The organism is Roseateles sp. 22389, from assembly GCF_052044995.1.
Classification (GTDB): domain Bacteria; phylum Pseudomonadota; class Gammaproteobacteria; order Burkholderiales; family Burkholderiaceae_C; genus Roseateles.
On sequence record NZ_JBQEOF010000008.1, the window covers coordinates 193,736 to 214,025 of the forward strand.

General features: G+C 71.3%; 12 protein-coding genes. 3 read left to right on the forward strand and 9 right to left on the reverse strand.

From position 1 onward, the window contains the following. Positions 1–125: 125 nt before the first annotated feature. Positions 126–1,682: a methyl-accepting chemotaxis protein gene (locus ACTJKJ_RS13620; protein ID WP_440820777.1), complete on the reverse strand. Its 1,557-nt coding sequence runs from the start codon at positions 1,680–1,682 to the stop codon at positions 126–128. A 72-nt stretch (positions 1,683–1,754) separates the two neighbouring features. After that, positions 1,755–3,338: a glycoside hydrolase family 28 protein gene (locus ACTJKJ_RS13625; RefSeq protein ID WP_440820778.1), complete on the reverse strand. Its 1,584-nt coding sequence runs from the start codon at positions 3,336–3,338 to the stop codon at positions 1,755–1,757. Between the two features lie 217 nt (positions 3,339–3,555). Here ACTJKJ_RS13625 and ACTJKJ_RS13630 point away from each other — a divergent pair, with 217 nt between their 5' ends. Continuing rightward, a complete protein-coding gene (locus ACTJKJ_RS13630) occupies positions 3,556–4,359 on the forward strand; it encodes a polysaccharide deacetylase family protein (protein WP_440820779.1) in 804 nt (267 codons plus the stop codon). 28 nt (positions 4,360–4,387) lie between these two features. On the opposite strand, the gene ACTJKJ_RS13635 is transcribed toward ACTJKJ_RS13630, so the two are convergent. The 6 genes from ACTJKJ_RS13635 to ACTJKJ_RS13660 all read right to left on the reverse strand — a co-directional run bounded on the left by ACTJKJ_RS13635 (position 4,388) and on the right by ACTJKJ_RS13660 (position 16,930). Next, positions 4,388–5,353: a hypothetical protein gene (locus tag ACTJKJ_RS13635; protein ID WP_440820780.1), complete on the reverse strand. Its 966-nt coding sequence runs from the start codon at positions 5,351–5,353 to the stop codon at positions 4,388–4,390. A 626-nt stretch (positions 5,354–5,979) separates the two neighbouring features. After that, positions 5,980–6,951, reverse strand: coding sequence for a hypothetical protein (locus tag ACTJKJ_RS13640; RefSeq protein WP_440820781.1), 972 nt, complete (start codon positions 6,949–6,951; stop codon positions 5,980–5,982). Positions 6,952–7,046: 95 nt separating this feature from the next. Continuing rightward, positions 7,047–9,728, reverse strand: coding sequence for a glycoside hydrolase family 3 C-terminal domain-containing protein (locus ACTJKJ_RS13645; protein ID WP_440820782.1), 2,682 nt, complete (start codon positions 9,726–9,728; stop codon positions 7,047–7,049). Between the two features lie 78 nt (positions 9,729–9,806). After that, positions 9,807–12,668, reverse strand: coding sequence for a beta-galactosidase GalA (gene galA, locus ACTJKJ_RS13650; RefSeq protein ID WP_440820783.1), 2,862 nt, complete (start codon positions 12,666–12,668; stop codon positions 9,807–9,809). Between the two features lie 72 nt (positions 12,669–12,740). Next, entirely contained in the window at positions 12,741–15,398 is a 2,658-nt protein-coding gene (locus ACTJKJ_RS13655) for a glycoside hydrolase family 2 TIM barrel-domain containing protein (protein WP_440820784.1), read from the reverse strand. 26 nt (positions 15,399–15,424) lie between these two features. Further along, positions 15,425–16,930, reverse strand: coding sequence for a tryptophan halogenase family protein (locus tag ACTJKJ_RS13660; protein WP_440820785.1), 1,506 nt, complete (start codon positions 16,928–16,930; stop codon positions 15,425–15,427). A gap of 216 nt (positions 16,931–17,146) precedes the next feature. Here ACTJKJ_RS13660 and ACTJKJ_RS13665 point away from each other — a divergent pair, with 216 nt between their 5' ends. Beyond that, the gene (locus ACTJKJ_RS13665) at positions 17,147–17,845 is read left to right on the forward strand and encodes a FadR/GntR family transcriptional regulator (RefSeq protein WP_440820786.1); all 699 of its coding nucleotides are present in this window, start codon (positions 17,147–17,149) and stop codon (positions 17,843–17,845) included. 127 nt (positions 17,846–17,972) lie between these two features. Here the strand turns inward: ACTJKJ_RS13665 and ACTJKJ_RS13670 are convergent, their stop codons facing one another. Further along, on the reverse strand, positions 17,973–19,448 hold the full coding sequence (locus ACTJKJ_RS13670) for an alpha-N-arabinofuranosidase (RefSeq protein ID WP_440820787.1): 1,476 nt from the start codon (positions 19,446–19,448) through the stop codon (positions 17,973–17,975). Positions 19,449–19,564: 116 nt separating this feature from the next. Between ACTJKJ_RS13670 and ACTJKJ_RS13675 the strand changes: the two genes are divergently transcribed. Continuing rightward, the gene (locus tag ACTJKJ_RS13675; protein ID WP_440820788.1) at positions 19,565–20,287 is read left to right on the forward strand and encodes a FadR/GntR family transcriptional regulator; all 723 of its coding nucleotides are present in this window, start codon (positions 19,565–19,567) and stop codon (positions 20,285–20,287) included. Positions 20,288–20,290: the final 3 nt, after the last annotated feature.

The window sequence follows — 20,290 nt, forward strand, 5'->3', positions numbered from 1 at the left end:
AAGACTGCTGGTTGGAAGGGGTGGGCGCAGCTTACGGAGGGACTGCGCCGCAGACATCACCGAGCGCTGACGCCGCGTTCACCGGTGTGGAAATTTGCCCGGAAGGCCGCGGGTCGCGCTGCCGCTCAGCGTCCGAGGTGCAGCTTGAAGGCGCCGACGAGTTCGGTCAACCGGCGCGCCTGCTGGCTCAGGCTGTCCGCGGCGGCGGCGGATTCCTCGACCAGCGCGGCGTTCTGCTGCGTCACCTGGTCGAGCACGTGCACCGCCTTGCTGACCTCGCCGATGCCCAGGCTCTGCTGGCCGGTCGCGGTGCCGATCTCGGTGATCAGCTCGGCCACCTGCCGGATCTGCCGCACGATCTCGTCCATCGTGGTGCCGGCGCCCTCGACCAGGCGCGACCCGGTCTCGACGCGGCTGACGTTCTCGCCGATCAGCGCGCGGATCTCCTTGGCGGCGGTGGCCGCGCGCTGGGCCAGCGTGCGCACCTCGCCGGCCACCACCGCGAAGCCGCGGCCCTGCTCGCCGGCGCGCGCCGCCTCCACGGCCGCGTTGAGCGCCAGGATGTTGGTCTGGAAGGCGATGCCGTCGATGACGCCGGTGATGTCGGCGATCCGGGTCGAGCTGGCGCTGATGTCGCGCATCGTCGCGACGATCTCGGCCACGGCCGAGCCGCCGCGGGTGGCGACCTCGCTGGCGGTGGCCGCGAGCGCCGTGGCGTTGCGCGCCGAGTCGGCGCTGCGCTGCACGGTGGACGCGACTTCCTCCATCGCCGCGGCCGTCTGCTCGAGGCTGGAGGCCTGCTCCTCGGTCCGGTGCGACAGGTCCATGCTGCCGGTGGCGATCTGGGTCGAGCCGGTGGCGATGGACTCGCTGCTCAGCCGCACCTCGCCGACGATGCGCACCAGGCTGTCGTTCATCGAGCGCAGCGCGGCCAGCAACTGGCCGGTCTCGTCGCGGGCGCCCACCGCGATGGTGGAGGTGAGGTCGCCGGCGGCGACCGTCTCGGCCACCCGCACCGCCTGGGCGATCGGCCGGGTGATCGAGCGCGTCAGCAGCACGGCGATGCCCACCGCCAGCAGCACCGCGATCACCGACAGCACGATCATCAGCGTGCGGGCGCCGCGGGCCAGCGCCGAGGCCTGCGCGCCGAACTCCTCCATGCTGTCCGCCTGGGTGTCCACGAAGCCCTCGACGGCCCCCAGGTAGACGGTCTGCAGCGGCAGGATGTCCGTCACCAGGAGCGTGCGGCCCTCGTCGATCTTGCCGGCCTTGATCAGGTCGACCAGCTGCCGCTCCTTCTCCTTGAACTTCGCCCGCCCATCGATCAGCGCCTGCAGCGCCGCCTTGCCGCGGTCGCTGCGCACCGTCACGCCGAGTTGGTCGATCGCGCGACCCACTACCGGCAGCGAGGTTTCGATCTTGGCCAGCTCGCCCTCGACGATCGCGCGGTCGGACACGATCAGCGCGGTGCGCATCGCGCGCAGCTGCTTGTTGACCTCGTTCTCGACGGTCTGGGCCAGCTGCACCTTGACGAAGCGGTCATGCAGGATGACCTCGGTGTTGGCGTCCACCGCGCTGATCTTGGTGACGCCGATCACCGCCAGCACGATCAGCAGCGCGATCACTGCCGCGAAGCCGCCGGTCAGGCGGGCACCGATCTTCAGGTTGGCGAATGCGGTCACGATGATCTCCCTCGTCGGATGGACGGGTTGTAGCGCATCGGCAGGCCACCGCGCCAGCGCGGTGGCCCCCGTTCAGATCGGCGCTTCGGCCAGGGGGAAGGGCGGGAAGGCGCTGTCGCAGGCCCGCGGTGCCTGGGCGCCGCCGCGCTGGTCGATCAGCTTGAAGGTCGACGACGCCGCGAAGGGGATCGTCACCGGCCCGGGGCCCAGCGTCAAGGTCGCATCCTCCGGTTGAGTGGGTCCGCCCTTCTTGCCGTCGGCGGTGAGGAAGCTCGTCGAGTCGAAGACGACGTTGTCCAGCGTCATCTTCAGCGGGTTGACGACGCTGCCGTTGCGATAGCCGCGGAAGACCAGCTTGCCGGCGCCGAACTTCGCGCTGCTCAGCACATGGATGTTCTGCAGCAGGATGTCGTTGATGTTGGGCGCGGTGCTGTGGTTGCCCGAACTGTAGTAGGGCGTGAAAATCAGCGGCTGCTTCACGTTGCGCATGCAGACGTTGGCGAAGATCACGTTGCTGACCGTGCCGCCGACGCTGTCGTAGGTCTTGATGCGCAGGCCGTTGACCTGCGCGTCGTCGAAGCCGTCGATGCTGAGGTCGTCGACCCGCACCTGGCTCACGCCCTGCTTGGTCTCGCTGCCGATCGACATGCCATGGCCGTGGTAGAAGTCGTTGTTGGCGATGTAGATGTCGGAGGCCGGCGCGTCGGCGGCCTTGATCGCGATGTGGTCGTCGCCGGTGCTGATCGACGAGTGCGCGATCCTCACCTTCGAGCTCTCGACCACGTCGATGCCGTCGGTGTTGGCGGCCGTGGCCGGGGTGAAGCAGGTGCTGGGCTGGGTGGCGGCGACGTCGGGGTTGGGTGTCGTGCCGGCGGAGCAGGCGTAGTTGGGCTTGGAGTAGGCCAGCGACGGTGCCAGCACCTTGGTGCCCCAGACCACGAAGCCGGTGAGCCCGCTGACGACGACGTGCGAGTTCGGCGAGTTGAGCAGCGAGATGCGATAGAGCGTGAAGTTGCTGCCGCCGATCAGGTTGACCAGGCGCGGATTGTTCTGCTTCTTGCCGGTCGCCTCCAGCAGGTTGGCGACGTCCCACCAGGTCATCTTCCCGGCGTTGGGGCCGGAGGTGAGCACCGCGCCGCCGCGGCCGTCGATGCGGCCGTCGCCGACGATGCGGCTGTTCGCGGCATTCTTCAGGCGGATCAGCGCGTTGCACGACTTGCCGTCACCGCCGGCGGTGCCGCAGCGGCCGCCGCCGTTGTCGAAGTCCTTGGGGCTGCGGGACGCGAAGAGCGTCACGTTGCTGTCGACCCACAGCGTGACGTTGCTGTTCAGCACCAGCGGTCCCGACAGGAAGGCGTTGGCGTTGCCGCTGGCGACCAGGCGCACCGCCTGGCCGGCAGGGCAGCGATTGATGGCGTCCTGGATCTGGGCGGTGTCCGGCTGCGAGTTCGCGGGATCCGCGTCGACCGAGCTCGGCAGCAGGCCGCCGGTCTGCGTCAGCGAGGCGGTCAGGGTCTTGCAGACCTCGGTGGCGGTGGGCAGCCGCGGTTCGGCCGGCAGCGTCGGATTGAACGAGGCGGCGTGCGCCGCCGGCAGGGCGGCCGCGCCGAGCGCGGTGACGGTCGCGAGGTGGCGGATCGAGCAGGACAGGGACATGGGATCCTTGAAGTCGGTGCGCCGGCCGCGGCGGGGCCGAGGCGGGCGCGAAGCATTGATCGGGGGTCGCAGCTTACGGAGGAGCCGCCACGCAGACATCACCGAATGACCACCGCGTTGCCACCGGAATGGAAACAGCCGGTATCGGTGGATGCACCGCTGTGGGTGGCACGCCCCTTCGCTAAGCTCGCCGGCGACCATGACCGCAGGAGACGACATGAGGAATGCGTGGGACGACGTCCCCGAGGCTGACCAGGCGCGGGCCTCGGCCCGGACGTCGCGCCGGCTGCGGCTGCGCACGGCGCGTGCGGCGCTGACGGTGCTCGCCCTGGGCCAGGCGCTGGGCGCGGCGGCCGATTGCGGCCCGGCCGCGCTGGGCACCTCGCGCGTGCTGACGCTGCCGCGCGAAGCCGCGGCCTACGGTCGCGCGCAGCACGGGCCACTGCCGCTGCAGCCGGGCGAGGTGGTGATCACCTTCGACGACGGGCCGCGGCCGGCCTCCACCCCGCTCGTGCTCCAGGCGCTGAAGGCCGAGTGCGCGCGCGCGACCTTCTTCATGAACGGCGAGCCGATGCTGGCCGATGCGGCGCTCGCCAGGGAGGTGAAGGCGCAAGGGCACAGCGTCGGCCTGCACGGCTTCCGCCATCCCCACTTCGCGTCACTGCCCGCATCGGAGCAGCTCGGCGACCTGCGGGCGGCCGAGGCCGCGTACCGCGAGGTCTTCGGCGGCCGGGCGGCGGCCTACCGCTTTCCCTTCCTCGAGGAAACACCGGTCCTGCGCGAGGCGCTCGCGGCGTCGCGCTACACCGTGATGTCGGTCGACCTGGGCGTCGAGGACTGGGAGCCCCAGAGCGCCCAGCAGATGGCCGACAAGCTCGCGCAGCGCCTGGCCGCCTCGAGCGGCGGCATCGTGCTGCTGCACGATGCGCAGGACCGCACCGCCGCGGCGCTGCCGCTGCTGCTGCGCACGATCAAGGCCCAGGGTCTGCGCGTGGTGCACCTGCAGTGGCGCGAGGAGTAGGGCCGCTGCGCTTCGAGCGGCCTGCCGCTCAGCGCAGCGGTGCCGGATTCGCCAGGTAGGCCTTGAACAGGCGGGCGAACTGGCCGCCGTCCGTCGTGATGTTGACCGAGCCGCTGCCGCCGCCGCTGAACACGATCGCGAACACGCCGTTGGCGGTGTACTCGGTCGGATGGGTCAGCATGTACTGGACGTGGTTGTCGCGGTAATGCCCCCAGGTGCCGCCTGGCGTGGACGAGGGTACGCCCATCGGCGTCTGCCAGAACAGGATGGGCAGCTTGCCGAGCTTGCCCTGCACGGCGACCCATTGGGCGAGGTCCTGATGGAAGTTGGGCGTCGCCACGTTGTTCTCGTCCCAGTAGAACGGCCCGTTGCCACGACCGGCGCATTCGGACGGAGGCGGCGAGACCTCGAAGCAGCCGGCATCGCGGTCGCTGGTCTGGGCCACCATGAAGTCGGCCTTGTCGGCGCCCAGCTTCAGCATGAAGTTGCCGACGGTGGTGGCGTCGCGGCCCCAGAAGGACGGCGGGAAACCGATCCGGGCCTTGGGCGCGTAGGTCCGTCCCAGCGCCAGCAGGCAGCCCGCCATGCCGACGGCGTTGTCCGGCTGGTTCGCGCATTCGGCCACCTGGCTCACGCGCGCCGGCACCTTCGTCGGGTCGCCGCCCGGGGCGCCGGTCAGCACGAAGCCCCAGAAGTCCGGCTCCAGGTTGACCAGCGTGGGCAGGTTGGTCGCGCCGATCTTCTGGTACATGAGCTTGACCTGGGCCCAGTAGGGGGTCATGAAGCTCGCGTCGTTGATCGCGGCCAGGTTGCCCTCGCCCCGGCTCGCCATCTGGTAGAGCGTGAACATCGGCACCGCGCCGACGGCCGACACGTTCGCGGCCGTGTAAGTCACGTAGGCCCCGTCCGGGCTGTTCCAGGTGGGCCACGCGCCAGCGCCGACACCGACCAGGTAGGTGTCGATGATGTCGGGACGGATCTGCTGCGTCGTCATCTCCGCGATCGGGTTGCCGGCGCCCAGGCCGCCCAGCAGCCGGTTGGCCGTCCCCAGGGCCGTGGTGATCGAAGCCGCAGGCGAAGGTGCGGGCGCTGGAGCAGGCGCCGGAGCGGGTGCAGGCGAAGGCGAAGGCGCGGGCGAAGGTGCGGGCGCCGGAGTGGGTGCTGGTGCCGGCGCAGGGGAAGGTGCCGGGGCCGGGGCCGGCGCTGGAGCGGGCGAGGGCGAAGGCGAAGGCGAAGGCGAAGGTGCCGGTGCGGCACCAAGCGGCGGTGCCGGCGCGTCGGTCGCTGGCGACGAGGCCGATCCGCCGCCACCGCAGGCGGCGAGGCCTGCCGTCAGGAGGGCGAGCGCGAGCCGCTGGACCGCGGGCGTTGCGTTCGGGATGGACGACATGGGTTCCTTTGGAATGATGTGAAGCGTCATGCACGCGAGGTGGTGACAAGTCCGTTGCAAGTCGGTGACCTCGCGCGGACGAAATTTGTCAGCGTTGTCAGCCAGCGCTGCCAAGGAATGTCAGACGCGGCTCAGACGGGCCGCGTTGCGGGCGCCTCGCGCGTCGTGCGCGCGAAGGACTGCAATTCGTGGGCCAGCACTTGCCCATCGACAGCGAGGGCCCGCGCGACTCACCCCGGCTTGCCTTGACGCTTGCGCCAGGCCTCGATCACCCGCGCGGCGAGCGCGTCGGCCTCGCGCTGCTGGTCGGCCGTCAATGGCGGCGGCACCGCGCCCCACTGGGCCATCATCTTTTCCGTGTCCGCCATCGCATCGCGGCTGGCCTTTTCCATCTCCGCGCCCGACATCAAACCCTGGATGCGAAATTGCGCTTCCTTGTAGGCCTGCCGCTGGACCTCGGTGATGCCCATCGCGCCTGGACTGAAGGCGAAGCTGAAGGTCACCAGCGCCATGAAATCGCCGTCCTCGGCCGTCTGGCGCGCCTCGCGCTGCAGTTGCCCGCGCAGCGCCGGATCGATCGGCTGCCGGTTCGCGTCCAGCCATTGCAGGTAGGGCAACGCGGCGTCCTTGACGCCGCCGTCGTGGGCGCGCTTGAGCAGCGCGCCCTGGCGCGCGAGCGTGGCGGCATCGAAGACCTGGCAGTGACGCTGGAAGTCCTGCGAGCGGCGGATCCAGTCCTGGTTGGACAGGCCCGTGATCCGCTCGAGCTGCCGACCCGTCGCGGACGGCTGGTCGCGCTCCCGGTACTGGTGGTCCACCATCGCGTCCGCCCCCTGACAGGCGGAGAGCGTCATGGCCGCCTCCAGCATGTCCTTCGGCGTTCCATGGCCGTCCAGCGCCAGCTGGACCCGACGCAGCGCGTCCTCTGGCCAGCCGGGCGCAGGAGGCGGGGCGCTCGTCGAGCCGGGCGCCGACGCGGCGACCGCCATCACGGCCGATGCCGCCTCGACCTTCGCCGCGGGAAGCGGCGAGCCGGGTTCATTCGTGGGCGAGCCCGTCGCCGTTGCCTTGGCGGGGCCAGCGGCATCACTGGGCCGGCTCGACAGCCACCCGCCGGCCGCCAGCAGCAATGCGCCGACGACCATGGCCAACGCCATGCGGCGACGCGACCGATCCGCTCGCGAGACCTGATTCAATGCCATGCCGATGTGTCCTTCCTTCGTTCGAGCCTGCCCGGGCCGCGCCCAGGCGATGGCGGCCGGACAGCGTAACGCCGCGGACCGGTGCGATGTCCCGCTCAGAACGCCGGCAGTCGCGCGCGGCCGGAGACCTGCAAGGTCAAGGCCCGACCCGGCGCGCGCACGCCGGTGATCGCCGGCACCGGTTGTCCTCCGCCGATCCACAGCCACACCGGCCCGTCCTCCACGACGCGCTGTCCATCGGCCCGCACGACGCTCATCGCCTTGGCGTCCAGATCGACGCTGAGCCGGCGCGATTCGCCGCCGCGCAGCACGACCCGCCGGAAGGCCACCAGCGTGCGTTCCGGCGCGAGGGCACCGGGGCGCCGGGCATAGACCTGGACGACCTCGGCCGCCTCGCGTCCGCTCTCGTTCTTCAACAGCACCGACAGTCGCGTGCCTTGCCCGGCCCGGACCCGGGGGCTCGCGAGCCGGGCCTGTGCATAGCTGAAGCGCGCGTAGCCCAGCCCATGGCCGAAGGGGAACAGCGGCTCGCCCTTGAACCAGCGGTAGGTGCGCCCCTGCATGCCGTACTCCTTGAAGGGCGGCAGTTGCTCGGCGGACCGGTAGAAGGTGACCGGCAGCCGGCCGGACGGACTGAAGTCGCCGGCCAGCAGCTCCGCCACCGCCTGGCCGCCTTCGCCGCCCGGATACCAGGCCTGCACGATGGCCGCGGCCTGCGATGTCGCGGCGCCGAAGGCCATGGCGCTGCCGCTGAAGTTCACCAGCACCAGCGGGCGGCCCAGGCCGGCCAGGCGCTCCAGCAGCTTCTGCTGCGGCGCCGGCAGATCGATGCGGGTGCGGTCCCCGCCCGCGAAACCGGGCGCCAGCACCGTCATCTCCTCGCCTTCGAACTCCCAGGTCAAGCCGCTGGCGAAGACCACCAGGTCGGCCTCGCGCGCGGCGGCCAGGGCGGCCTCGTCGCTGGCGCCGGGCCGGCTCCACTGCAGGCGCTGCTCGCCTTCCCAGCCGGTCTGCAGCGCCTCCACGCGCAGGGCGTAGGTCCGCCCCGCCTCGAGCTGCACGCCGCGGGTGCTGGTGGGCCAGGCGATGTCCCACAGGTCCACCACCCGTTCGCCGTCGATCCAGACGCGGTAGCCCCGGTTCCCCTTCAGCCGGAACAGATGCTCGCCACTCTCGGCGGCGCGCACGAAGCCGCTCCAGCGCGCCGATTCCTGGCGGTCATGCGCGTCCGGCCAGCCCCATCGGAAGCGGGCTTGCGCCTCGACCGTCGACGAGATCGGCGGGCCCTCGAGCTGGAGATTGGCGAAGCGCTCGAAGCTCAGCCCGGGGCGGGTGCAGGCGGCGTCGGCACACAGCCGCTCGGCCGGCAGGTCTTCCAGCGGCGGCGCCACCCAGCCCGTGCCTTCGACGAAGTCGATCCGGGCGTCCGGATAGCGGGCCTTCAGGCCGGCCAGCAGCGTGACCGGCCGGGACGGCGTCCCGTTGTAGTTGCCCACCAGCGCGTCGACGCTGTCGGCGTTGGGGCCGATCACCGCGATGCGCCGGGGCGGCGTCTTCAATGGCAGCAGCCCATCGTTCTTCAGCAGGACCAGCGAGCGACGAGCCGTCTCCAGGTTGAGCGCGCGATGCGCGGGCGTGTCGAACTCGTCCGCCGTAATCCCGGCGAAAGGCCCTTGCGTGGGCGAGTCGAGCAGGCCCAGTCGCAGGCGCACGTCGAACAGCCGATGCAGCGCCCGGTCGAGGTCGGCCTCGGCCAGCAGGCCCTGCCGCACGGCCGCCACGGTGGCGGCGGGCGAGGCGGTGCTGTTGCCGCCGAAGTCGCAGATCAGGTCGGTGCCGGCGCGCACCGCCAGGGCCACGGCGGCCTCGGGCGTCTTCACATGGTGGTGGGCGCTGTCCTGGTGGATGTCGGCCACCGCGCCGCAGTCCGACACCACATGCCCCTGGAACTTCCATTCCTCGCGCAGCCGCTGCCGCAGCAGCGGCTCGCTGGCGCACGCGGGCACGCCGTCGACCGCGTTGTAGGCGCACATCACCGATTCCGCGCGGCCTTCGGTGACCGCCGCATGGAAGGCCGGCAGGTAGGTGTCCACCAGGTCGCGCGGCGAGACCCGCACGTCCTCCTTGTGGCGATCGGCCTCGGGGCCGCTGTGCACCGCGAAGTGCTTCACCGCCGCGGACACGCGCGGATGCCGCGGGTCCGGTCCCTGCAGCCCCTGGATGAAGGCCACGCCCATGCGAGCGGTCAGCGCGGGGTCCTCGCCATAGGTTTCCTGGCCGCGGCCCCAGCGGGGGTCCCGGAAGATGTTGACGTTGGGCGACCACACCGTCAGGCCGCGGTACAGGCCGGACGAGCCGTCGGCACCGACGGTGCCCCGGAACTTGGCGCGGAACTCGATGCCGATGACTTCGCCCACGCGCTGCACGAGCGGCGTGTCCCAGGTCGCCGCCAGGCCGATGGCCTGCGGGAACACCGTCGCCACGTCGGCGCGCGCGACGCCGTGCAGGCCTTCGCTCCACCAGTTGTAGGCCGGGATGCCGAGCCGCGGAATGCCCGGCGACTCGTGCTGCAGCTGGCTCGCCTTCTCGGCCAGCGTCATCCGCGCCACCAGCGCCCGCGCCCGTTGCATCGAGGGGCTCGGCGGCGCACCGGTGGCGGCGGGCGGCGGTGCGTCCGCGAGCGGGGACGCGGTGGGGGCGGCCGCGGCGCCGGTGGTCGACGCGCACGCCAGCGACGTCGCCAGCACCGTGGTCAGGGGCGAGGCCAGGACCGACATCGCGCGCCGACGCCAATCCGTCGAGGCTGCGGGCAGGGGTGTTTCAGCAGGCATGGGTGTTTCAGCAGGCATGTCGTTTCAGAAGGCGTCGATCGTCAAGGTCGTGGTCGGCAGCCCCTCGCCGCGCGCGCGCAGCGTGGCTGGGCCGCTCGCGCCGGTGGATTGCAGGATCACCTGCGCCTGCCCGTTGAAGACCCGGCGCTGCCACGGCGCGGCCGGCGTCGTCGCCCGCAAGGTGACCCAGCGCTTGCCGCCTTGCGCGTTGTCGGTCATCGCGCGCAGGCCGCCGGCCGGCGTGGGGAAGACCAGGGCGAGCGTGTTGCGGTCCCGCAGCTGCGCTGGATCCAGGTCCACCACGCCGAGGCCTTGCTCGAGCCTCGGTGTCACCGCCTGGCCGTTCACGTAGACCAGTTGGCCCGGGCCAAGGTCGCCGATGAACAGCGTCGACCGCTCACCCGCCGCCGTGGTCGGGCGCGGGAAACTGGCGCGCACGAGGTTCCAGGCGCTGTCGGCGGGTTGCTGCTCGGGCGGCACCCATCCGAAGGGCTCGCGCCAGCCCGTCGCGCCGGTGTCGGCGATCAGCGCGGCGGCGTCCTCCGGCCGCTCGATGCCGCGATGCCGCCATTCGGTGAGCGGCACGAAGCGGTGGCGCTCGGCCGACTTGTCGGCCTCGTGCGAACCCGGATCGCCGTTGCCCATCCCGATCAGGCGCGCGGCGCCGTCGACTTCGAACTCGATCCGCTGCCCGGCCGTAGGCACGACCCGGCCCTCCCGGTCGACCACGTTGACCGTGACCAGCGCCACGTCGGTGCCATCGGCGCGGATCCTGGCGCGGTCCACCGTCAAGCGCACCGCCGAGCCATCGCCGGTGGTGGCCACCGTGTCGGAGGCGACCCATTCGCCGCGCCTGTAGCCGCGCGCCACCAGCGTGCCCGGCTCGTAGGGGACGCTCCACTGCAGGTGCCCGTAGCGCTGCAGCGTCTTGCGGCCCAGCGAGCGACCGTTGAGCAGCAGCTCCACGTCCTCGGTGTTCCCGTAGACACGCACGTCGATCGGCTGGCCTTCGCGGCCCGGCCAGTTCCAGTGCGGCAGCAGGTGGACCATCGGCTCGGTGGTCCAGGCGGCCTTCAGGTAGTAGCCGCTGTCCTTCAGCGCCCCGGTCGTGTCCATCATCCCGAACTGGGACGACACGGCCGGCCAGCCGAAGGGCGTGGTCTCGCCGCGGTAGTCGAAGCCGGTCCAGACGAACATGCCGGCCAGGAAGGGCCGCTCGGCATTGAAGCGCCAGGCCTCCTCGATGGTCGAGGTCGACGCGCCGCCCGATCGCCGGTCGTAGGCGGCGACCTGCACCCGCGCCGCGTCGTCGGCGTAGACGCCGCGGGTGGCGTAGGTCAGGCCTTCCTCGGTCACGACCATCGGCCGCTGCGGGAAGCGGCGGTGCATCGCGTCGATGTCGTGCTGGCCCTTGTAGTTGAAGCCGATCACCTGCGAGCCGACCGAGGTGCCCTCCGGCTGGCCCGAGCTGGACGCCGCCAGCGTCGCCGGGCGGGTGGGATCCAGGCCCGCCACGATGGCCTGCATCTCCCGCGCCAGGCGCGTGCCGATCTCGGTGTTCTCGATCGCCCATTCCTCGTTGCCCACCGACCACAGGATGACGGACGGATGGTTGCGGTCGCGCCGCACCATGCGCTCGAGCTCGTCGCGGATCTGCGGCGCGGTGCCCATCATGCGGTGCTCGTCGATGACGAGGATGCCCAGGCGGTCGCAGGCGTCCAGCAGCTCCGGCGTGGCCGGATGGTGGGCCGAGCGGATGGCGTTGACGCCCATGGCCTTGAGCATCCGCAGCCGCGCGTCGTGCATGGCGTCCGGCAGCGCGATGCCGATGCCGGCATGGTCCTGGTGGTTGTTGGCGCCATGCAGCTTGACGGGGCGGCCGTTGAGAAAGAAGCCCTGATCGGCGTCGAAGCGGATCGAGCGGATGCCGAAGGGCGTGTCGTAGCGATCGACGACGCGGCCTTCGCGGCGCACCCGCGTCGTCAGGGTGTAGCGCTGCGGCGTCTCCAGCGACCACAGCCGCGGCATGGCCACGCGCAGCGTCGCGCCGCTCGTGACGGCGGCATCGGCGGCCACCTGGCGCGCCGGCACGGCGGTGCGCGCGACGACGCGGCCGTCCGGGTCGTGCAGTTCATGCTCCAGCGTGAACGAGGCCGCGGCCTTGCCGTCGTTGCGCACGGTGGTGTCGACGGCGACTTCGGCCCGCTGTCCCGCGACGGTCGAGCGCACGAAGGTGCCCCAGTGGTCCACATGCAGCGGGTCGGTCTGGGTGAGCCAGACATGGCGATAGAGGCCCGCACCCTCGTACCACCAGCCCTCCTGCGTGGTGGCGTCCACCCGCACGGCGACGACATTGCGGCCGCCGTAGTTCAGGTAGTCGGTGAGGTCCACCCGGAAGCTCGAGTAGCCGCTGGCCTCGCGCCGCAGGTAGTGACCGTTGATCCAGACGACGCTGTCGCGGAAGACGCCGTCGAACTCCAGCGCGATGCGCCGACCCTGCGCCGATGCCGGGATGGCCAGCTCGCGCCGGTACCAGCCGATGCTGTTCTCCGGGAACGCGCGGCCGATCGCCTTCGAGCCATGAGGCGAGCTGCCGCGCTCGCTGAACGGCAGTTCCACCGCCCAGTCGTGCGGCAGGTCGATGCGGCGCCACGGCCGGTCGTCGAAGTCCGCCGCGGCGGGCCCGTCGCCGAAGCCGGCCTTGGCGAAGAAGAAGGCCCGCGTGCCGTGGTCGAAGTCCTGGGCCGGGTCCCAGGCGTGGCCCAGCGCGAAGCGCCAGCCGTCATCGATGCGCACGCGTTGCCGGACGTCGTCGGCCGCGGCGGGGCCGGCGATCACGAGCATCGCCAGCGCGAGCAGCCAGGAGGTGAGCAGTTGTCGTCTCATGAGGAGGAAGGGCTCGGGCGGCGCGCTCGATCGCGCCGTCCGGTGGTGGGACCTCGNGCGAGGGCTCGATCGTCAGTTGGCCGGCTTGCCGATCACCCGCACTTCGCTGAGCGCGGCGGGATGGTCGGGCGTGACGGCGGGGAAGCGGATGCGCAGGAAGCGCGCGGCGACCACCGGCTCGAACAGTGCGAACTCGTAGCTCTTGCGACCGGCCTTGGCCTCGCCGACCTGGCGCCAGTCGCTGGCGTTGTTGCTGATCTCGACGACGAAGTCGGGCGCCCGGTCATCGGGTAGGATCACCGACAGCCAGTGCAGCGTGTACAGGTTCTCCAGGTCCACGGCCCAGAACGCCGGACCGTCCTTCGCGGCCGCGCGCCACGCGGTCTGCAGCTGGTCGTCGTTGGCCAGCGGCGCCTCGTGGCCGGGCGCGGAGCCGCTGGTCGAGGTCGGCCGGCTGATGGTCACGTTGATCGGGTCGCCCTCGAAGGCCTTGCGGGTGACCGGTGGATAGGCGATGACCGGCTGGTCCGGCGCCAGCGGCGATTGCCCCGGGATGAAGGGATCGGGTCCGGTGGTCGTGATCTCGATGCGCGCCGGCTTCAGGCCGGGCGAGCTCGCTTCGATGACGCTGCGCCCGGCGAAGTAGGACCGGAAGCTGATCGCGGCCTGGCCGTCGCGGATGGCGACCAGGGACTGGTGGCTGAAGCGGATGCTGCGGCCCGTCGGGAACTTGCCCGGACCGCTCACGATGGTCAACGTCACGTCCGGTGAATTGCTCAGCGCGCGGCCCGCCTCGTCCTGCACCGACACCACCAGCTGCGCGTCGTCCAGGCCTTGGGTGCCGTGGATGACGGTCTGGCTGGCCGCCAGGTGCAGTTGCGCGGGCTTGCCGTCGACCGGCCAGACCGGCGGCGGCACGCCGGCGTAGGCGTTGCGATACCAGTGGTACTGCCGCTTGGGCAGGCGGAAGTAGTCGATGAAGCCCATCGAGCCGAACTCGATGGAGGCGATGGAGCCATGGTCGAAGCCGGCCCACAGCGCCTCGCCCGAGCGCCACGGGTAGCGCCAGGCGTAGGTGGGCGAGGCCGGGGCGCTCGGCGCGGCGTCGGCCTTGGCTTTCTGGTCCGGCGTCTCGGGCATCAGGCCGAAGCCGGGCTCGTACGCCCCGGGGCGGTCGACCATCGTGGAGCCGTACTCCGACACGATGGACGGCACGCCCGGATCGAGGAAGAGCGTGGCGCCGTCACCGTTGTAGCCGGCCACGTCGCCGAGCTTGTCGATCTCGCCGCGCTGGGCGCCGCCGATGGCCACGGGGCGCGTCGGATCGATGCGGTGGAAGAAGGCCACCTCGCGCCGCAGGAAGTCGCGCATCGCCGGCATCGCCTCGCCCTTGGTGAAGAAGGGCTCGTTGCTGGCGCTCCAGAGGAAGACCGACGGCCGGTTGCGGTGGATGCGCACCATCTCCTGGACCTGCTGCAGCACGCTGGCCTCGAAGGCGGGCCGGTCGGCCGGATCCGGCGGATAGGCGCTGGACAGCCAGTTGCCATCGGCGCCGAAGCCGCCGATGCCCCAGAAGGGCGCCTCCGACCAGAACAGCAGGCCCAGTTCGTCGGTCGCCTGCGTGAAGGCCGGCGAATGCGGGTAATGCGAGCCGCGGATGAAGTTGAAGCCGGCGTCCTTGATCATCCGGACGTCGCGGCGCGCGGCGCCGTCGGTCACGCCGTCGCCCCAGCCGGCCTGGTCCTGGTGCACGTTGGCGCCGACCAGGTAGAGATGCTTGCCGTTGAGGAAGAAGCCGCGGTCGGCGGTGAACCTGAGGCTGCGGATGCCGAAGGGCGTCTCGAAGCGATCGACGGGCCGACCGTCGACGTACAGGCGGCTGACCATCCGGTAGAGATGCGGCTGGTCGGGGGACCACAGCCGCGGGGCCGGGATCGCGGGCATCGTCTGGTCGTAGGTGACGGTGGTGGTGGCGGGCACGCTGCGCTCGCTGCGCCGCGAGGCCACGCGCCGGCCGGTCGCGTCCAGCACCTCGGAGACCAGCGCGACCCGGGCCGCGGCGCGGGGGCGGTTGTTGCGCACCTCGGTCTGCACGCGCACGGTGGCGCGTTCGTCCGACACCTGCGGCGTGGTGACGAAGGTGCCGTACCACGCGACATGGATCGGGTCGGTGATGACCAGCCGCACGTTGCGATAGATGCCGCCGGAGAACACATGCTCGCCGGCGCGAGGCGCGACCCGCGCGTTCCACTCGTTGTTCACCCGCACGGCGACCAGGTTGGCCCCCGGTGTCGCGAAGGGGGTGATGTCGATGCTGAAGCCGGTGTAGCCGCCGACGTGGCGGCCGGCGCGCTGGCCGTTGACGAAGATTTCGGCGTCCTGGAAGACGCCGTCGAACTCCAGCGAGACCCGCCGGCCGGCGACGGAGGCGGGCAGCGTCAGCTGCTTGCGGTACCAGCCATGGCCGACATAGAAGCCGGTGCCCAGGAAGTAGGGCTCGGAGAACGAATGCGGCAGGTCCACGCGGCGCCAGTCCGCCGTGTCGCGGTCGACGGCCTGGCCATCGGCCGGGTCGCCGAGCGTGAAGGTCCAGTCGCGATTGATGAGCTCGCTGGAGCGCTCGCTCGCCGCGGCCGTGGCCGTCGCGGGGACGGCGGCGGTCGCCGCGCGCGCCAGCGGCGCGAGCAGGGCGGCGCACAGCGCGATGGCCAGGACGGGCAGCGTGGTCATGGGGCGGAAACAGGGGATCGGCGTGGTCATCGAGTGGATCTTCCGGCGCCTTGCGCCAGGTTCATGAGCCTGGCGAGGTAAGCGTGATGCGGGGGCAGCGGCGCGACGGCGCGGGCGATGGCCTCGCGACGCTGCCGCAGGATGTCGCGGGCGTGGTCCAGCGGCAGTTCCTCCAGGACCGGGTCGGTCCGCTGCGGCCAATGCCGCATGCCGGCGTGGATCGCGAGCCAGCTGGTCTCGTCGAAGCCCTCGTCCTGCTGCTGGTGCAGCACGCCGTGATGGCGCCAGAGCTCGATCTTGTAGGCCAGGGTGTCGGGTAGCTCCATCGTCGCCATGTCGCGCCAGAGCGCGCTGTCGCGGCGGGCCGTGAGGCAGTAGTGCAGGAGGATGAAGTCGCGGATGCGGCGGAACTCGCGCGTGCCGCGCGCGTTGAACGCGTCGATCGCCGCCTCGTCGATCGGCGCCTTCGCTTCGAGCAGCGTCATCAGGTGGGCCAGGTTGGTCTGGATGAGGAAGATGCTGGTGGACTCCAGCGGCTCCAGGAAACCCGAGGAGAGCCCGAGCGCGACGACATTGCGGACCCAGAAGCGCTCGCGGTGACCGGTGCTGAAGCGCAGCAGCCGCGGCTCCGCCAGCGGCTTGCCGTCGAGCTGCGCCATCAGCTGCGCGCGCGCGGCGTCCGGGTCGATGTACCGGCTGCTGAAGACGTGGCCATGGCCGGTGCGGCTCTGCAGCGGGATGCGCCAGGCCCAGCCGCCCTCCAGCGCGGTGGCGCGGGTGTAGGGCGTCAGCGCCTCGCCGACGCGCTCGCAGGGGCAGGCCCAGGCGCCGTCGACCGGCAGCCAGTGGCTGAAGTCGACGAAGGGCTCCTTCAGCGCGCGCCCCAGCAGCAGCGAGGCGAAGCCCGAGCAGTCGATGAACAGGTCGCCCTCGACCTCGTGGCCGTCGGCCAGGCGCAGCCGCTCGACGTCGCCGTCCTCGCGCCGGAGCACCTCGACGATGCGGCCCTCGATGCGCCGTGCGCCCCGGCGCATCGACCACTCGCGCAGGAAGGCCGCATACAGCATCGCGTCGAAGTGGTAGGCGTACTTGTAGGGCGCGCCGCCGTCCTCGTCGGGCACCACGAAGCGGCCCTGCATCGCCATCGCCGTGGGCAGGCATTGCTCGCCGAGCTCGCCCAGCGAGGCATCGGCCGCGCGCCGGTACTGGCCCCACAGCATGTAGGGGCCGAGCAGGCTGCCGAAGTTGCCGAAGGTGTGGAAATAGCGATCGCCGATGCTGTGCCAGTCGCGGAACTCGATGCCCAGCTTGTAGCTGCCGTGGGTGGCGTGCAGGAACTCCGCCTCGTCGATGCCGATGCGCTCGTTGAAGGCGCGGATCGAAGGGAAGGTCGCCTCGCCGACGCCGATGATGCCGATCTCCTCGGACTCGACCAGCGTCACCGACCAGCGCCCCTGCCGACTCGACGCCAGCGCGGCGGCGGTCATCCAGCCGGCGGCACCGCCGCCCACGATCACGATGCGTTGGACCATCTGCTTCTCCTCTTTCGCAAGCCGGCGCCGACGGACGCGCGCAGCCTCGCGTGGGCGATGCCAACGCCACGATGGCCTCGCTCAATCTTTTGGTATTACCACTTTGCCATGATGTTTCGTTGGTCAGACCGGTAGATACCCTGTTCCTCGGGGGCGAGGGCTCCACCTATAAAAGACCCACAACGACAGGAGTCGCGTTTTCGCGCGCAGGGAGCCATGGCACAACATCCGTACGGCGGCGAGGTCCGCCGGCAATACCAGGTCGTGGCCGACCGGGTCCGCGTGCTGATCCGGGATGGGGCCTACCTCGCCGGCGCGAGGCTGCCGGGGGAACGCGAGCTCGCCCAGCAGCTCGGCGTGTCGCGTCCTTCGTTGCGCGAGGCGCTGATCGCGCTCGAGATCGAGGGCCGGATCGAGATCCGGGGCGGCTCCGGCGTCTACGTCTGCGCCGCGCCGGAGGAGCTCGGCGCGACGCCGACGCTCGGTGAAAGCCCCGCGGAGCTGATGCATGCGCGGGTGGTGGTGGAAAGCGCCGTGGCCACGCTGGCGGCGGCGCGGGTCGACAAGGCCTCGCTGGATCGCGTCCGCGACGCGCTGGAGGCGATGCGCGCGGATGTCGCCGCGGGGCGCAAGCCGGTCGAGGCGGATCGGCGTTTTCACCTGAGCATCGCCGAGATGAGCGGCAACCTGGTCCTGGCCGGCGTGGTGGGAACCCTGTTCGACGGGCGCCACGGCGCGATCTCCACCCGCATGAGCGGCCGCATCGAGTCGGTGACCCCGCCGTGGCGGGACGCGCTGGACGAGCACGAGGCCATCCTGCGCGCGCTCGAGTCGCGCGATCCGCAGGCGGCCTCGGCGGCGATGTGCCGTCACCTGTTCGCGGCCCATGACCGCTGGGTCGGCGTGTCCGACTGAAGCGCCTTGCGGCGCGGCGACGACCGGCCCGCGCGCCAGGACCGGCGGGCGGGTCCGGCCTCCGGTGGCGGTCAGGGCGCAGCCGACAGCGTGACGACGGCGATCGAGGCCGGCGGCAGCATCAGCGTCAGGCCGTCCTTGCCGGGCTGCGCATCGAACGGGACCGGCACACCGCGCGGGGCTGCGCCACGGTGTTGTGGGCATCGATCGCGGTGGCGGTCAGCAGCCGGCCGTGCGCCGCGCGCTTCAGGCCGGTGGCGAGCTGCGCCGGCTGCTTCGGATCCAGGTTGACGAGCGCCAGGACGACCTGGCCGTCCGGCGTGCGGGCCGCGCTGACGTCCACCGCAGGCAGCTCGACATCGGCGATGCGGAAGCGGGGCGTCGTCAGCGTGGCGCGCAGCGGCGTCGCGCCGCGGAACGGCCGGTACAGGTCGAAGGCGTGATAGGTCGGCGTGAGCACCATGGACGGGCCGTCGGTCAGCACCATGGCCTGCAGCACGTTGACCATCTGCGCGATGTTGGCCATCCGGACCCGGTCGGTATGGCGATGGAAGACATTGAAGCTGAGCGCCGCGATCAGCGCGTCGCGCAGCGAGTTCTGCTGGTGCAGCGCCGGCGCGCCGGGCGGCGTGTCGTACCAGCTGCCCCATTCGTCGACATACAGGCCGATGCGACGCGTCGGGTCATGCTTGTCCATGATGCGGGAGACGGCGGCGATGCGGCCCTCGATGCCCATGGCCGACTTCAGCGTGCGCGCCCAGGCGGTGGCGTCGAATCCGGTCGCCGCGCCCTTGGCGGACCAGTCTCCGGGCATCGTGTAGTAATGCAGCGTGAACGCGTCCATGTGCTTGCCCGAACGCGCCATCAGCACCTCGACCAGCTGGTCGTTGCCTTCCCCGTCGCCGGAGGCCACGCGCACCACCTGGTTCAGGAAGGTGGCGTAGCGGTTGTGCAGGTCGGACTGGTACTCGCCGCGCATGTTGCCGCCGCAGCCCCAGCTTTCGTTGCCGACGCCGACGTACTTGACCTTCCACGGCTGCTCGCGGCCGTTGCGGCGGCGCTCCTCGGCCAGCGTGGAGGCGCCGTCGGCGGTCATGTACTCCAGCCACTGGCTCAGCGCGCGCGGCGGCATCGAGCCCATGTTGCCGGCGAGGTAGGCCTCGCTGCCGAGCTGCTCGACCAGGTCCATGAACTCGTGGGTGCCGACGCGGTTGCTTTCCGTGCCGCCCCACCAGCGGTTGACCCGGACCGGCCGTTTCGCCGGATCGCCGATGCCGTCGCGCCAGTCGTAGTCGTCGGCGAAGCAGCCGCCCGGCCAGCGCATCACCGGGATGCCGACCTGTCTCAGCGCCTGCACGACGTCATTGCGCCAGCCCCGGGTGTTGGGGATGGGGGACTCGGGGCCGACCCAGAGGCCGCCATAGACGCCGGTGCCCATGTGCTCGACGAAATGGCCGTAGACGGCGGGTTCGATCGCCGGGCCGGCGGCGTCCTGGCCGAGATCGAGGCGCGCCTGCGCCGGCGCGGTCGAGGCGGTCTGGGCCGGGGCCGCCGTGGTCAGGAGGGTGCAGCTCAGCGCCGCGAGGGAAAGCAACTGCTTCATCTGTCTCTTCTCTTGGCGCTTGACGCCTGGGTTCTTGGAGATCCGCCGAATCGGGAGGCCGCTTGAGAGCGCTACCATTGGTCAGTCCACTTGAGAGCGTTGGGAAGAGCATGGCCATGCCACACCGCGGCGGCGAGACCCGCCGGCAATACCAGTTGGTTGCCGACCGCATCCGGTCCCTCATCGAGACCGGCGGCTTTTCCGCCGGGGCTCGCCTGCCGGCGGAGCGGGAACTGGCGCTGCAGCTGGGGGTGTCGCGACCCTCGCTGCGCGAGGCGCTGATCGCGCTGGAGATCGAAGGCCGGATCGAGATCCGCGGCGGCTCCGGCGTCTATGTGACCAGCGTCCGCCCGCTGGAGGACAACGGGACGCCGTCCCTGGGCGACAGCCCGGCGGAACTGATGCACGCGCGGCTGGTGCTGGAGAGCGCCGTGATCACGCTGGCCGCGGCCCGCGTCACCAAGGCGGGACTGCAACGCGTGCAGGAAGCCCTGGACGCGATGCGCGCCGAACTGGCCGGCGGGCTCAAGCCGGTGGAGGCTGACCGCCGCTTCCACCTGAGCATCGCGGAGATGAGCGGCAATTCGGTCCTCGTCGACATGGTCGGATCGCTCTTCGATGGCCGCCACAGCCCGCTGTCGCTGCACATGAGCGGCCAGATCGAGTCGAACGACACCTGGAAGGACGCGCTGGCCGAGCACGAGGCCATCTACCAGGCGCTGGAGGCCCGCGACCCGCAGGCCGCGTCGGCGGCGATCTGCCGTCACCTGATCGCCTCGCATGCGCGCTGGACCGGCGATGCCGCGGAGATCCCGTCGCGCGGCGCCCTGATGCTCTGAGCC

What these genes read in the sequence shown, in the direction of transcription:
- ACTJKJ_RS13625 (WP_440820778.1), bottom strand. Translation starts at nt 3,338, where the DNA reads ATGTCCCTGTCCTGCTCGATCCGCCACCTCGCGACCGTCACCGCGCTC.
- ACTJKJ_RS13630 (WP_440820779.1), top strand. Translation starts at nt 3,556, where the DNA reads ATGAGGAATGCGTGGGACGACGTCCCCGAGGCTGACCAGGCGCGGGCC.
- ACTJKJ_RS13635 (WP_440820780.1), bottom strand. Translation starts at nt 5,353, where the DNA reads ATGACGACGCAGCAGATCCGTCCCGACATCATCGACACCTACCTGGTC.
- ACTJKJ_RS13640 (WP_440820781.1), bottom strand. Translation starts at nt 6,951, where the DNA reads ATGGCATTGAATCAGGTCTCGCGAGCGGATCGGTCGCGTCGCCGCATG.
- ACTJKJ_RS13645 (WP_440820782.1), bottom strand. Translation starts at nt 9,728, where the DNA reads ATGTCGGTCCTGGCCTCGCCCCTGACCACGGTGCTGGCGACGTCGCTG.
- galA (WP_440820783.1), bottom strand. Translation starts at nt 12,668, where the DNA reads ATGAGACGACAACTGCTCACCTCCTGGCTGCTCGCGCTGGCGATGCTC.
- ACTJKJ_RS13655 (WP_440820784.1), bottom strand. Translation starts at nt 15,398, where the DNA reads ATGACCACGCTGCCCGTCCTGGCCATCGCGCTGTGCGCCGCCCTGCTC.
- ACTJKJ_RS13660 (WP_440820785.1), bottom strand. Translation starts at nt 16,930, where the DNA reads ATGGTCCAACGCATCGTGATCGTGGGCGGCGGTGCCGCCGGCTGGATG.
- ACTJKJ_RS13665 (WP_440820786.1), top strand. Translation starts at nt 17,147, where the DNA reads ATGGCACAACATCCGTACGGCGGCGAGGTCCGCCGGCAATACCAGGTC.
- ACTJKJ_RS13670 (WP_440820787.1), bottom strand. Translation starts at nt 19,448, where the DNA reads ATGAAGCAGTTGCTTTCCCTCGCGGCGCTGAGCTGCACCCTCCTGACC.
- ACTJKJ_RS13675 (WP_440820788.1), top strand. Translation starts at nt 19,565, where the DNA reads ATGCCACACCGCGGCGGCGAGACCCGCCGGCAATACCAGTTGGTTGCC.